This window comes from Ammoniphilus soli, assembly GCF_040813775.1.
In genome coordinates, this window is record NZ_JBEGDL010000008.1 from 154,284 (window position 1) to 167,616 (window position 13,333).

Annotated in this window: 14 protein-coding genes; 5 read left to right on the forward strand and 9 right to left on the reverse strand. The window is 42.9% G+C overall.

What is annotated here, in order from left to right; all coding sequences use genetic code 11:
* Nucleotides 1–4: 4 nt before the first annotated feature.
* The 3 genes from ABLT31_RS17185 to ABLT31_RS17195 form a co-directional block, all read right to left on the reverse strand.
* On the reverse strand, nucleotides 5–1,531 hold the full coding sequence (locus tag ABLT31_RS17185) for a tripartite tricarboxylate transporter permease (protein WP_367753785.1): 1,527 nt from the start codon (nucleotides 1,529–1,531) through the stop codon (nucleotides 5–7).
* A 12-nt stretch (nucleotides 1,532–1,543) separates the two neighbouring features.
* Nucleotides 1,544–1,999: a tripartite tricarboxylate transporter TctB family protein gene (locus ABLT31_RS17190; protein WP_367753787.1), complete on the reverse strand. Its 456-nt coding sequence runs from the start codon at nucleotides 1,997–1,999 to the stop codon at nucleotides 1,544–1,546.
* 62 nt (nucleotides 2,000–2,061) lie between these two features.
* Nucleotides 2,062–3,093: a Bug family tripartite tricarboxylate transporter substrate binding protein gene (locus ABLT31_RS17195; protein ID WP_367753789.1), complete on the reverse strand. Its 1,032-nt coding sequence runs from the start codon at nucleotides 3,091–3,093 to the stop codon at nucleotides 2,062–2,064.
* Between the two features lie 387 nt (nucleotides 3,094–3,480).
* On the opposite strand from ABLT31_RS17195, the gene ABLT31_RS17200 reads away from it, so the two are divergent.
* Nucleotides 3,481–4,344 (forward strand): LysR family transcriptional regulator, encoded by an 864-nt coding sequence (locus tag ABLT31_RS17200; protein WP_367753791.1) that lies wholly within the window; start codon nucleotides 3,481–3,483, stop codon nucleotides 4,342–4,344.
* Nucleotides 4,345–4,534: 190 nt separating this feature from the next.
* On the opposite strand, the gene ABLT31_RS17205 is transcribed toward ABLT31_RS17200, so the two are convergent.
* The 4 genes from ABLT31_RS17205 to ABLT31_RS17220 form a co-directional block, all read right to left on the reverse strand.
* Nucleotides 4,535–4,822 (reverse strand): hypothetical protein, encoded by a 288-nt coding sequence (locus tag ABLT31_RS17205; RefSeq protein WP_367753793.1) that lies wholly within the window; start codon nucleotides 4,820–4,822, stop codon nucleotides 4,535–4,537.
* A gap of 121 nt (nucleotides 4,823–4,943) precedes the next feature.
* The gene (locus tag ABLT31_RS17210; RefSeq protein WP_367753795.1) at nucleotides 4,944–6,161 is read right to left on the reverse strand and encodes a chromate transporter; all 1,218 of its coding nucleotides are present in this window, start codon (nucleotides 6,159–6,161) and stop codon (nucleotides 4,944–4,946) included.
* Nucleotides 6,162–6,191: 30 nt separating this feature from the next.
* A complete protein-coding gene (locus tag ABLT31_RS17215) occupies nucleotides 6,192–6,500 on the reverse strand; it encodes a PadR family transcriptional regulator (protein ID WP_367753797.1) in 309 nt (102 codons plus the stop codon).
* A gap of 137 nt (nucleotides 6,501–6,637) precedes the next feature.
* Nucleotides 6,638–6,850, reverse strand: coding sequence for a hypothetical protein (locus tag ABLT31_RS17220; RefSeq protein WP_367753799.1), 213 nt, complete (start codon nucleotides 6,848–6,850; stop codon nucleotides 6,638–6,640).
* Between the two features lie 140 nt (nucleotides 6,851–6,990).
* Here ABLT31_RS17220 and ABLT31_RS17225 point away from each other — a divergent pair, with 140 nt between their 5' ends.
* The gene (locus ABLT31_RS17225) at nucleotides 6,991–7,218 is read left to right on the forward strand and encodes a hypothetical protein (protein ID WP_367753801.1); all 228 of its coding nucleotides are present in this window, start codon (nucleotides 6,991–6,993) and stop codon (nucleotides 7,216–7,218) included.
* Nucleotides 7,219–7,298: 80 nt separating this feature from the next.
* Here ABLT31_RS17225 and ABLT31_RS17230 read toward each other — a convergent pair whose 3' ends face one another.
* Nucleotides 7,299–7,574 (reverse strand): chorismate mutase, encoded by a 276-nt coding sequence (locus ABLT31_RS17230; RefSeq protein WP_367753960.1) that lies wholly within the window; start codon nucleotides 7,572–7,574, stop codon nucleotides 7,299–7,301.
* 266 nt (nucleotides 7,575–7,840) lie between these two features.
* Between ABLT31_RS17230 and ABLT31_RS17235 the strand changes: the two genes are divergently transcribed.
* From ABLT31_RS17235 to ABLT31_RS17245, 3 genes are read left to right on the forward strand one after another with little or no spacing between them, the layout of a single operon-like run.
* Entirely contained in the window at nucleotides 7,841–9,346 is a 1,506-nt protein-coding gene (locus ABLT31_RS17235; RefSeq protein WP_367753803.1) for a spore germination protein, read from the forward strand.
* 6 nt (nucleotides 9,347–9,352) lie between these two features.
* Nucleotides 9,353–10,444, forward strand: coding sequence for a GerAB/ArcD/ProY family transporter (locus tag ABLT31_RS17240; protein ID WP_367753805.1), 1,092 nt, complete (start codon nucleotides 9,353–9,355; stop codon nucleotides 10,442–10,444).
* A complete protein-coding gene (locus tag ABLT31_RS17245; RefSeq protein ID WP_367753807.1) occupies nucleotides 10,437–11,537 on the forward strand; it encodes a Ger(x)C family spore germination protein in 1,101 nt (366 codons plus the stop codon). Before ABLT31_RS17240 ends, ABLT31_RS17245 begins: the two co-directional genes overlap by 8 nt.
* A gap of 397 nt (nucleotides 11,538–11,934) precedes the next feature.
* Here ABLT31_RS17245 and ABLT31_RS17250 read toward each other — a convergent pair whose 3' ends face one another.
* Entirely contained in the window at nucleotides 11,935–13,251 is a 1,317-nt protein-coding gene (locus tag ABLT31_RS17250) for a phytoene desaturase family protein (RefSeq protein ID WP_367753809.1), read from the reverse strand.
* Nucleotides 13,252–13,333 lie beyond the last annotated feature (82 nt).

Consider the following 13,333-nt stretch of genomic DNA (forward strand, 5'->3'; position numbering starts at 1 on the left):
AATATTAAGCTTCTTCATTAATGATGACATTCTTTCCTCTCATCTTTAGAATGAGGGGAATAATCATCCATAAAGCGGCGATCACCAAGAAGAGAAGCGAGATCGGCTTTTGCAGGAAGATCAAAAAGTCGCCATTCGAAGTAGTCAAAGCCCTGCGCAAGTTATTCTCGATCATCGGACCAAGAACCAGCCCTAATACTAATGGAGCCACAGGAAAATCATTTTTTGTCAACATATACCCTACGACACCGCAAGAAATCAGCAGCATGAGATCGAAGGTCGTAAATTGAACCGCATAGACACCAAAGATCGAGATGGCAATGATAATGGGCAGTAAATACTTAGGCGGTGTTTCTATAATCTTCGCGAACACCTTAACCAACGGCATGTTAAGGACCAAAAGCATCAAGTTTCCAATAAACATACTGGCGATCAGCCCCCATGCCACCTGCGGATGATCGGTAAACAAGAGAGGTCCTGGCTGAATATTGTACATAATCAATGCACCCATCAGGATGGCTGTCGTTCCAGACCCTGGAATCCCCAAAGTCAACAGCGGGATCATCGCTCCGCCGGATGCTGCGTTGTTTGCCGCTTCAGGGGCTGCTACACCTGCTATGGCTCCTTGGCCAAACTGGCTTGGATTCTTGCTTAGCTTTTTCTCCATAATATAAGAGAAAAAAGAGGCTAGAGTCGCCCCCGCACCTGGGAGAAGACCGATGAAAAATCCAAGGAAAGACCCCCGAACGACTGGAACTGCACTTTCTTTCATATCCAACTTCGTCGGAAGAATCCTTCCTACTTTCGCAATCTGTCCATTTTCCGCATCCTTCTCTAATATCGTTTTAAACACTTCCCCTAAAGCAAATAAACCCACGGCAATCGTTAAGAATTCTATACCCGAGTACAGTACGGGAATATCATAGGTAAAACGTGCCACACCTGAAACGGTATCCATTCCGATGGTAGCCAGCAATAATCCCGAAATGGTCATAATCAGAGCTTTTGTCATCGATTTTCCTGCCAACCCGCTCACCGCACATAATCCCAGAATCATGAGCGAGAAATATTCAGCTGGGCCAAACGAAAGAGCCAAGTCGGATAACGGATCCGCCAGGGCTACCAGGCCTACGATAGATACAATGCCAGCGAAGAAAGAACCCATAGCGGCAATGGACAGCGCGGCTCCTGCCCTCCCCTGCTTCGCCATTTGATATCCATCCAAGGCGGTGACGACGGAAGAAGATTCTCCCGGTGTATTCAAAAGAATCGATGTCGTGGAACCGCCATACATCGCCCCATAGTAAACGCCGGCCAATAAGATGATCGAACTCGTTGCTGCCGATCCCGCATCCAATCCCGAGGTCAAGGTGGAGGTAACAGGAATCAGCAAGGCCACGCCGCTCATGGGGCCAATCCCCGGCAAGACGCCAACCGCCGTTCCGATCAGCACGCCGAAAAAGGCAAAGGCAAGATTATGCCACTGTAGGGCTATCATAAAGCCGTTAGAAAGAAATTGAAGGGTTTCCATCTTTTCTACCTCCTAGTTGAACCATACAGGAAATCCCGGCAAAGAGCCTTCCAGTACTTCTACAAACAGATAATAGACTCCGTAAGAAAAACTGCTTGAAATCGCTAGAGTTTTCCACCAGCCGCCCTTCTCCATCACTTGAAAGCCAATAGCCAAAAATACAAACGTGGTTAATACGTACCCTAGCGTCTCTAACAGCAAACCATATAATATGGCAGATAGCAAAATAATAAAGAACTTTTTATAATCTAAGGCTTGGCCTTTTGAATTCGCAGTCGCATAAAATCGAGTTTCATAGAAAAGCCGAATACTAAGCAAAATAAGAATAAAACCTAAACCCATAGGAAACATATCAGGCCCCACATTGCTCCCGTAAGCGCTGGCGGAGATCTTTCTGCTTTCAAAAATCATGGCCATCCCAATGATAAAAAAGCTAAAACTCGCATATCTGTCAAACGATTGGCTCATCGTTCCTACTCACCTCCAATAAAAATACTTGGGGGAAGAGAAATCCCTCCTCCCCTTTCTATCTACTCCTTCGAAATCCCGATCGCTTTCATCAAGTCGCTGATTTGCTTATCCTGTTCATCCAAGAACTTCTTGAAATCTTGGGAATTCTTGTACTCACCTTCTACGCCATCCGCTTCTAGCAATCGCTTCCATTCTTCCGTTTCGCTAAGGGCCTTGAATTTCTCATCCCAGTACGCAATCTCCGCTTCTCCCATTTCCTTCGGCCCCAACACCCCGCGCCAAATGGTAAACTCGGCATCCAAGCCTAGTTCTTTCATGGTAGGTACATCTTTCAGCAATCCGCCGAGTCGCTCACTTGAGGTCACGGCCAAAACTCTTACTTTCCCTGATTCCAAATAAGGAAGGATAAGCGATACCGGTTTAGCGGCGGCTTGGACATGGTTTCCTAGCAGGGCAGTGATCGCTTCCCCTCCGCCTTCATAAGAAACATATTTGACAGCTTTAGGATCGATCCCGTATTTGAATACAGGCAGCATGGCAAACACGTGATCCATTCCGCCAGGAGAAGAGCCCCCTGCAATCGAAATCTTGGTTGGGTCTGCTTTGATATCGTCCAAAAACGATTTTAGATCCTTGTATTTGGAATCAGCCGGAACGGAGATCGCTCCATAATCTCTCGTTAACTGTGCCAGTGGCGTCGTATCTTTATAACCGAATGGACTATTTCCTTCTTTTTTATGGTTGTTGATTAGAACCGGAGGAGAGTTGACTAATAGTTTATAAGGATTTTTTGTTTCCTTTGTGGCATACTCCGCCATATAAACGGAGCCCCCTCCGCCTGGCCGGTTTTCGACCGTAATGGTTTGTTCAACAAGTTTGGTCTCACCAAGCCCTTTTGCTAGTAGTCTTGCTGTTTTATCCAAACCGCCCCCTGCTCCATTGGGGGCTACCAGAGTAATAGGCTTCTCCGGATAGCTTGAAGCTGCCTTTGCTGCTTCCGACGTTTCTGTTGACGATTCTTGTGTTCCGCCGCAAGCTGTTAAACTAAAAAGCAGGACAGTAGACATCAAGGTTAATTTCCAATTTCTCATTATATTTTCCCTCCTAAGTAATTGATTTTAATCCAAAAAAGAAAACGGTTGCATTTTTATTAAAAGGATTTGAACTAAAAGGGAACTCATTGAAATTTTACAATACACTCGTTTGTATAAATATTTAAAGCAATATTTATAATTTTCTTCATAAAAATCACATGGATAATACCTGCTTCTAAAAGCTGTGATCCGGATTAATCATACATGGCCGCTTCCCTCCGCTGTGTTTTTTTGTTCTTGGAATAAATTTAGCATATAGGAATCTATCAAAAAAATACTAATATTTTATCTAATTCCATAAAAAAAATTGAAGAAACGGCTAAACGCCTTTACAATATCCATAATGGGCGTTTATCTATCAAATTGAGATAAGAGGATGAAACGATGGAAGAAAAAGACTGGGTATTATTAAAAACACTATATGAGCAACAAACCTTAACGAAAACCGCCGAGATTCTATTTGTTTCTCAACCTTCTTTAACCTACCGCATTCAACAGCTAGAAAAGGAGTTCGGGATCACGATTATCTATAGGGGGAGACGAGGGATAGAGTTTACGCCGCAAGGGGAATATCTGGCGAGATACGCCAAGGATATGCTGCATCAGCTGCAACAGACAAAAGAATTCTTATTTAGCATGGAAAACAAAATAGCAGGGACATTAAAAATCGGAACCGCCAGCAGCCTGGCCAGGTACAAGCTTCCAAACATACTCAAAGATTTTCATACTAAATACCCTGAAGTCGAGTTTAAAGTCATATCACAAAGAAGTTCAGAATTGACAAATCTAGTATACAAGCAAGATGTGCATATCGGATTTGTCCGAGGAGATTATAACTGGTCAGAAGAAAAGCATTTGATCATGGCAGAAAACATTTGGATCGTTTCCCAAAAAGAGATTTCTTTGGACGAGCTCCCTAACCTGCCGAGAATCATCTACAAGACGGATCTGTCATTAGAGAATGTCTTTGATAGCTGGTGGAAAGAAACTTTTTCGAAACCTCCTTCCATTACAATGGAAGTAGACCATATGGAAACTTGCAGAGAAATGGTATTGAGCGGATTTGGATATGCCATCCTGCCAGACATTGTCCTAAATGAAAACGAAAATTTGAATAAGATACAATTAAGAAACAAACATGGCGAACCGATCTTACGGAAATCGTGGATGATCTATAGAAAAGAATCGTTACAGATTACTCTCATCAAAGCCTTTGTGGATTTTATTAAAGAGAGAAGATTGATGTAGGTAAACTTTAAAAATAGGATTTTGCAATAAAAAACAATAAGATATATTTATTATTTTTGATTCAAATTTTTTATAGCTGTTTTGAGACGCGTTCAAGATTCCCTTGATAAAAGGAAAGAAGCCCCTTACCATGTGGTTGGGGACTTCAATCTTTCTTGGATCTATGAATTGAAATACGTAAAGAGGGAATCTAAGAGGAGCTTTTCTGATGGAGCATATCTACTTCCACTTCCAAACGGTCCACACGGGACACGGTTTTGTCAAGCTGTCGTTCCGTACGCTCAACCCGGTACAACTGACTCTTCATGTCCTGAATATCACTTTCCACTCTACCAAGTCTCACTTCCACCTTTTGCAGGATACCCTTTATCTCTGCTTGGTCTTTCTTCATTAATACCATGTCTTCTTTAAGTTCAACCAAGTGCCGGTTGTTCGCAGCAACCATCTTCACCAATTGTTGAAGAAGTTCTTCACTCATGCTTGTCACCTCCTTATATAGGGGTTATTATACCATGAGACTGCTACTTTTGAGCAAGGCAAGTCCTAGACTGCCTTAATTAAAAAAGCCTTCCACCATGGAAGACTTTTATCACTCTCTTTTAAAACAATCCAATCATCATCCCGCCTATAGCTCCTGCTATCACCACGACCCAAGGCGGGGTCTTCCAAAAAACAAGCATAATAAACAATATGGAAGCAAGGGCGAAATCAATCGGCGAAAGAATCGTACTGATCCAAATCGGGTCATACAGAGCCGCCAGCAAAATTCCTACTACCGCTGCATTAACCCCCACTAGCGCTCCTTGAATGTTCGGCTTTCTTCGAAGGGTATCCCAAAAAGGCAATGTGCCAATCACCAGCAAGAAGGCAGGAAGAAATATTCCGACCGTGGCTACGATGGCACCTAGCCATCCACCCATAATCGCCCCTAAGTAAGCAGCAAAGGTGAACAAGGGACCAGGAACCGCTTGAGTCGCCCCATACCCCGCCAAAAAGTCTTCTTTGTTTAACCAGCCTGTAGGAACGACTTCTCTTTCCAGTAAGGGAAGGACGACATGCCCCCCGCCAAAAACCAAGGACCCTGCCCTGTAAAAGCTATCGAATACAGCTAACCAATGAGAGGAAGCTAGATTTCGAATCAATGGCAAACCGAATAATAACAGAAAAAACAAAACGAGACTGATTACGGCAACGGATCGTCCAATAGGAACCCGCATTTCAGGCAAATCAGGTATTTTACTGTTTTTATAAAGGAGTAAACCAATGATTCCAGCGGCAACGATGACGACTACCTGACTTATAGCCGTCTGCCAAAGCAGCGTAATGGTTGCTGCGATAATCGCGATGGTTGCGCGATTTCGATCAGGGGTAAGCTTCTGTCCCATCCCTAAAACCGCATGAGCTACAATGGCAACGGCCACGAGCTTTAAGCCATGAATCCACCCGGCATTCCCCACATCAAATCCTTGCAGTAAAAAGGCAAAAAGAACCAATGCAATAACCGAAGGAAGCGTGAAGCCAATCCATGCGGCAATGCCTCCCAACAGTCCTGCACGCATGACACCAATTCCAATGCCGACTTGGCTGCTCGCCGGGCCTGGAAGGAATTGACATAGGGCAACCAAATCGGCATAACTGCGTTCATCCATCCATTTTCTGCGACGGATATATTCATCGTGGAAATAGCCAAGATGTGCAATCGGACCCCCAAACGAAGTCAACCCTAGTTTCGTGGAAACTCCCAGGACCTCCATTAATGATCCCAAACGATTCTTGCTTAGCCTCTCCTGTTTTTCTTCCATTGCAGGCTTACTCATTCAACCCTCTACCTCCTTTGGAACAAACTCTTATTCCTTAATTTCCTTAAAAAGTTCGTAAGCTTTCTTTCTAGCTTCCCTCAGTACATGGTTTCCTTTATCGGTGGTACGATAATACTTTCTGATCTTGCCCTCCACGTTTTTCTCTTCTTTGCTCAACAGACCGCCGGTCTCCATCTGATGAAGGATCGGATAAAGAGTTCCGGCGCTTATTTCATATCCATGCTCCTTCAGCTCTTCCAGCATCCATAAACCAAAAATAGGTTCTTCTTTTGCATGGTGCAGGATATGGATTTGAATGAACCCTAGAAATAGCTTCCGTAATACTTTGTCTTCCACAGCAGTTCCACCTCATTATACAATACCGATATCGGTTTACGATATAATCTTAACAAATACTTAACAATGTACAAATTGGTTAAATGAAATAACAAAAAGCCCAGATTCATCAACCTAGGCTTTAATCCCATATTTCCCTACCCGTTGCTGCGTCGAAGGGAAGTGGAATTTTGTATATCGAATTCATTATCATCTTCATTAAAAATGCGGTCCATTTGCATATTAGCATTTTCTGCATCATTAGGAGAACTCTTTTTGATCCATCCCGTAGGCTGCGTACCTTCTCCATAGAACTCCCGATTCAGTTCAATATTGGCTTCTGTCGTATTTTCATCGCGTTGCTTATCCATTTCAACCCACCTTTTTCATGTAACATCCTTTAGTTAATATCTCCCAAACTTAAATGTTACATCCAAAACTCAGCAACCGCCTAACGCTAAGCAACCCTCACCACATAAAATGAATGGAACCAGCTAAAGGAGGTCTTTTCATGAATCCATATCGGCAGCAAATGCCGTATGAGCAAGGCTACACGGTGCAAGTTGCCCAACAGAATTTCCTGAAACACGCGGCTCTTGCCGAGCATTATGAAAGATTAAAGATAGCTAATGCCGGGAATTCAACAGCTTACTATCGATATGCGGAGCTGCAGTATTATCACAAATCAAGGGCCATTCATTTTAAGGGATATTTTTCTGCTGCATCATGGATGGAATAAAATTCCAAATAAAAAGCTCCTTCGCTTTAACCTCGAAGGAGCCTTGATTTTTCCTTGCCAAATACTTAATAATTAGACAATTATTTTTTCAGAAGCTTCTCTTGCAGCTTCGAAGATTCATCAAATACCTGTTTAAAAATATTTTTTATCATCTCATTATCGTATGGACCTGTGTTACCCTTAAATAGGTACTCGAAAATCTCTTCTTCCCTCTTCGGATCGTAAGCTTCGGTACGCCCAAGCTCGAGCTTTTTCTCCCCAATTTTTTGCACAATTTTTCCGCGTTCATTGAGAATTTCAAGCAGTTGGATGTTTATTTTGTCTAGCTGTTCTCTTAAATTTGTTAAATCCTCCATACTCACTTCGATTGCCTCCCGCTGTTATGTTTTAAATCGTTAAAAACCCAAATTATATTTAAAGTCTATTTTACACTTAGCTGGAAGGTAAATCATCAAAAAATTTTATAGAGATGAAATTTTAATCTTTGTTGAGTACAACATTGAGATTTTTTCTCTCATTCCAAAAAGCAGTCAGAGTAGCCTATTGATAAGTAGAATGCTCATGGATAATCTTCCAGTTCCAGGGAAAATTATTATAAAACATCTTATTAGGCGGGATTGCATTGGGCCTTTGGAATGCCATTCGAAATTTATCTCAAAAAACAGCCAAACCGAACAACCAACAGGACATATCGTTTACTGAGTCCAAAGAAGAGATTACCCTCGAAAATATAAAACAGCAGTTCGCAAATGTTGATGATTTCGTAATAAAAGAAAAACAATGGGGAAATGAAAAATGCTTTCTTCTCTGCATTCGTTCCTTGGTGGAAACCATCACCCTTCAGGAAGTGGTGATCAATCCTCTGCATTCTCAAGTCGGCGGAAATCCGGAGGAAATTTTTCCTGTTTCTGAGACGCTGAAACAGGATCAATTGCGTGAACTCGTCATGGATATTTGCAGCGGATGTACTATATTGCTCTTTATAGAAAGAAAATTGATATTAAAAATCAATACGTTTAGCCCGCCCCAGCGGAGCATCAGTCCATCTGAAAGCGAATCATCCGTATTGGGTCCTCAAGATTCCTTTACCGAGTCTATTCAAACCAATCTGTCCTTAATCAAGCGCAGACTCAGGACGCCTAATTTAAAATCGACCACCCTCATTTTGGGAACAGAAGCAAGACAAACGGTTTCCGTTATGTATATGGAAAACATTGCAAACCAGGAAAACCTGGATCGGGTATTGTACCGGCTAAGAAATATTGAATTTCACGGATTTACGGGATTGCCGGTTCTTATGCAAGCCTTAGATGATAAGCCCTACTCCCCTTTTCCGCAATTTGGCATCACTTCAAGACCTGACAATGCTATGGCCTCTTTATTGGATGGAAGGATCATTTTCCTGATGGATGGAAGCCCTGATGTGGCCATTGCCCCAGCCACCTTCTTTGAGCTGTTTGCAAGCCCGGAAGATTTCTATAATCGCTGGTCGACCGCCTCTCTACTCCGGACGATCCGTTTCGTTGGTTTTTTTCTCACCATTTTATTTACGCCAACATATGTTTCGGTACTGACTTTCCATCAAGAAATGCTTCCCCCGGCCATGCTGACCTTACTCGCAGAGTCGAGGAGCAGGGTACCGTTTCCGCCTATTATAGAAGCATTGATGATGGAGATTACGATTGATATCCTGCGCGAAGCAGGATCGCGCATGCCCACCAAAATCGGCCAGACCATCGGTATCGTCGGCGGTATCGTTATCGGGACGGCAGCAGTCGAAGCCGGTTTGGCAAGTAATATTCTGATCGTCATTGTGGCTATTTCCGCTTTGCTTTCTTTCCTCCCTGCAAATTATTTGATGAGTAACGCCAGCCGGGTTGTGCGTTATATATTTATTTTGGCTGCCGGGATAATTGGGGTATATGGCCAGATGCTTGCTTTCGCTTGGCTCATGATTCACCTGCTTAATGTCACCTCTTTGGGAACACCCTATATGACTCCCGTGATTCCGAGAAGTATCACCGATCTCGGTAATAGCCTCTTTCGGGCTCCCCTTGTTTATTTCTTTAAAAGGATGGGAGCAGGCCGGGTAAAAAAACACTTTGTGCGACCGACTGACGAGGAGTAATGGCTAATGGACAAAGGTAAAATGAATAAGTTAAATAACTATCATGTCATCTTTCTGGTGCAGAACGTGATGATCGGGATAGGCCTGTTATCCTTTCCGCACTCAATGAGCCCACTTGGCTATGATTTATGGTGGATGCCGGTTGTCTATGGTTTCATTGCCCAAATCTCTCTAGCCTTTATGGTTCATGTCGGTCTCACCTTTCCGGGTCAATCTCTCTATGAAATTAACGAATCGCTCTTTGGTGCATGGATCGGAAGAATTCTGAACATTTGCATTATGTTTTATGGTTTAATTGAAGTCGCCGCCGTATGCGAAACCTATCTGCGCTTAATGCAGACGATCAGCTTGCCGGATTACACCATCACTCTTCCTTTAATTGCCTTCTTTACCGTTATGATCTACACCGTTCTGGGAGGAATTAAGCTTATCGCCAGACTGTGCATTCTTACCTTTTTTATAACCGGGTGGATGGCGTACTACTTGCAGTGGGGTATACAAAAGGGCTTCATCAGCCATCTCCTCCCCCTTTTTCATTTGGATTTCACCTTTACGGATTGGTGGCTGGCCGCGAAAGCTTCCTTTCCTACTTTATTCGGTTTTGAACTTATCCTGTTTTATTTTCCTTACATCCAACATCCGAAACAAGCTTTGAAATTAGCTTCTCTCGGTTTGTGGATATCCGTTACCTTCTATGTAGCCGTAAGCACTGTCAGTGTTTTGTACTTTTCGAAGTGGCAGTTGGATAATATCCTATACCCCATCCTGAATCTATTTAAGGCGGTAGAATTGTCGTTTATTGAACGCATTGAAAATTTGGGTCTGGCCTTATGGGTTATGCTCGTCCTATCGACCTCGACAGCGTATTTATGGCTTGCTAAGAAAGGGCTGGACCGCATTCGCATGAAAAATCGCGCTTGGCATATCTATGCCTGTGCTGCTGTCCCTTTCTTTTTCATCCAAGGACCCATAGCTTATGAAATTCGTCAGAAGGTCTACCTTGAATTCACTCTCTATCTAGGGTTTGCACTGATGACTTGGCCTGTTCTTATTTTGCTTATCCACCGGATAAAAAAAGGGGGAACGAAGAATGAATAAAATAACCCAATTATTTGCTCTTCTCTTTATCCTCCTTGCCGGATGTTCTGCGGATATCGAAAAGCCAACCCTCGAGGACTTGGGAATGGTAGGTGTAATAGGTTTTGATTATGTAAATGAGAAAGAAACCAAAATAACTGTGGCTCTTCCCCAGCCTTATGAACAAGCGAAGGAAAAATCCCAAGTCTATTCGACAGTCGTTCAATTAACCCAGCAAGCGCCCGTTGTCCTATCGGCGGTTTCCGAAAGGTCCATCAGCCTTGCCCAATTGCGCGTCATTCTAATCAGTGAGGAATATGCGAGGAAAACCGGAATTCATCGCATCATGGAAAGCCTGTACCGCGATCCGATCGTTGGAACTAACGTATTTATTGCCATTACCAAGGGATCGGCCGAAAGCTTGATGAAAGCCGATTACCCCAACAAGCCCAACATCACCGTATTTTTGAATGATCTCTTGCATCCCAGGGGTGAAACCGCATTCAGTCCGTTCACAACCATTCACAATTACATTTATTTCAGAACCGACGAAATATCCGAACCCATGGCACCCTATATCGAAAAGTTGGATTCGAGTATCAGGATTTCTAAAATTGCCCTATTCAAAAGGGATAAGCTCATCGGTTTTGTCGCCCCGGAAGAGGCGAAAATCATCCAGGGATTGAGACAACGAACGAAACTTCCGGATTTTATGGTCAAAATAAAGGAAGAAGAAAAAGATTCTGCGATCGTCCTCAATTTTGTAAATTCCAAGGTGAAGTTAAAAAGCAATGGAAATCTCCAAAATCCGGAACTGTGGATACACTTGGACTTGAAAGGCTCCGTACTTGAGTATACGGGAAAAAAAGATTTAGAAACCCAACAAGGAATAGATGCATTGGAAAAGGCGGTAAGCGAAAAAATCAGAAACGATTGCTACAAGCTTCTCGATAGATTCAAGAAATTGAAAATTGATCCCCTGTCTCTCGGCGACGCCTTTCGGAGAAAGCATCGCGGTACCTGGTCCAAAGAAAAATGGATAGAAGCATTCGCGAAGGCGGAGATTCATGTTCAAATAAGCACGGAGATTGTGGGCACTGGAACGTTGAAGTAAATGTGCAATTAAACCTTAGGGATAAACCCCTCCCAATCCGGCAATACGGGATTGGGAGGGGAGCGTTATGGGGCTTCCCCCATCGGGGACTATTAATTTCTAACTTTGCCCTTTTACATACTTAACATTAAATAAGAATAGCTTCATTAAAAGAAAGAGTGACGGTACTAGCATAAAACAAAAAAGTGTATTATCCCCTTCTAGTTCATAGTGCAGAAAGAATGACACCGCACTATAGGACTAAAGGGGATTTTTAGCTTAAAAAGGACAAGACAGTCCCATGTCTCCCCTTTTTTTCCGCTTTTGGATCACACTTATTGACCCGGTACATCATAAAGTTTTTAGGAATTTAAAGGGAGTGCCTCCGGCACTCCCTTTTATCCATACCTTGTTTTTTTCACCAAACTCTTAGAATTTCTCTAGCACTATTCTTCAATAAGATCAATTTGCTAGCCTCATAAGCACTGGAAAAGGATAGCTCCGATAGTTGCCCCTGCCCTTCACACCAATCCCCTGCAAAAAATGCATTTTGGTAATCAGGAAGAGAAATCGGCATCGGTTTTTGATTCATAGTCCACTTGATTTCCTGGACAGTAGCCCTAGCCGAAGTTCGAGGAACGACTAATTGTTCTCTCCAACCGGCAAAATGCTTATCATATAAATCCTCAATTTTTTGTTTATAGACTTCCACTATAGCTTTATTTCCGATTTCATCCTGCTTCATGTAGGCCGTAGCTTGCAGGAGCTGCCCCCCCTGCGGAACGCATGATTCATCATAATATGAAATATCCGTAATAAAAACCTGGTTCGCTTTATCATAAATATACGTGTAGGGAACATCGATCCGCTTCTTCAAGCCGATGTCGTAAACGAACACCACGCTTGGGTCATAATTCGCATAATACATCATCGGATGATAAATATCCGTTTCTTGAAATACCTTGACTAACTCTTTAGGCGGGATGCAAAAAATGAAGTCATCTCCTGTTATCCTGCGATCCCCCGTCTGCACCGATTGGATGTTCCCTTTATCAGCGGAGACCGATTCCACCTTGCTTTTGGTAAAAATATCGCCGTTGTGTTCCTCGATCACCCTGACAAATTCATCAATTAAAGCTTGCCAGCCTCCCCCAATGTATGACACCGGCTTATGGGTGTGAAACAGTCTTCGATAATAGGTAAAGAAGACATCCGAGGCGATCTTTTCCGGTTCTTTTGTAAAAAAATTAGACGAAGCTAGGGTCAGCATCATGTCTTTGACTTCTTCACTTAACCCTCGCAATTCCATCCATCTTTCAATCGATACATGAGGATGGCCTTTTTCTAATCTCGTCAAAGTTTTCAGGATCTCAAAAGTAAAGGTGATCTTGTCTATACCTTTTAAAATTTTAGTCCGAAAAAGTCCCCGAATATTGGCTGGAACGTCTGTCAGTTCCTCTCCGATATCATATTTGGCCTTATCCGGACTGAAATCGCGCCAATCGATATGAATTCCAAGTTTTGTTTCAAGCTGGCTCAATATCGAAGTGTCACGGCCATAAATGGCATGAGCCCCAAAATTAAAAGCAAACCCTTTGATATTTAAAGTAACGGCTCTCCCCCCTAGCGCACCTCGCTCCAAAACGGCAACTTTCTTTCCATGATGAGATAAATAAGCAGCTGCCGACAACCCAGCTAATCCTCCACCGACAATGACTACATCATAATGTTCCATAAGCCCCTTCTTTCTTGAGATCAATCTCTATGCAATAGTCACTTTGAAATCATTAATCCATATTTACCCTTCCCCATGGTGA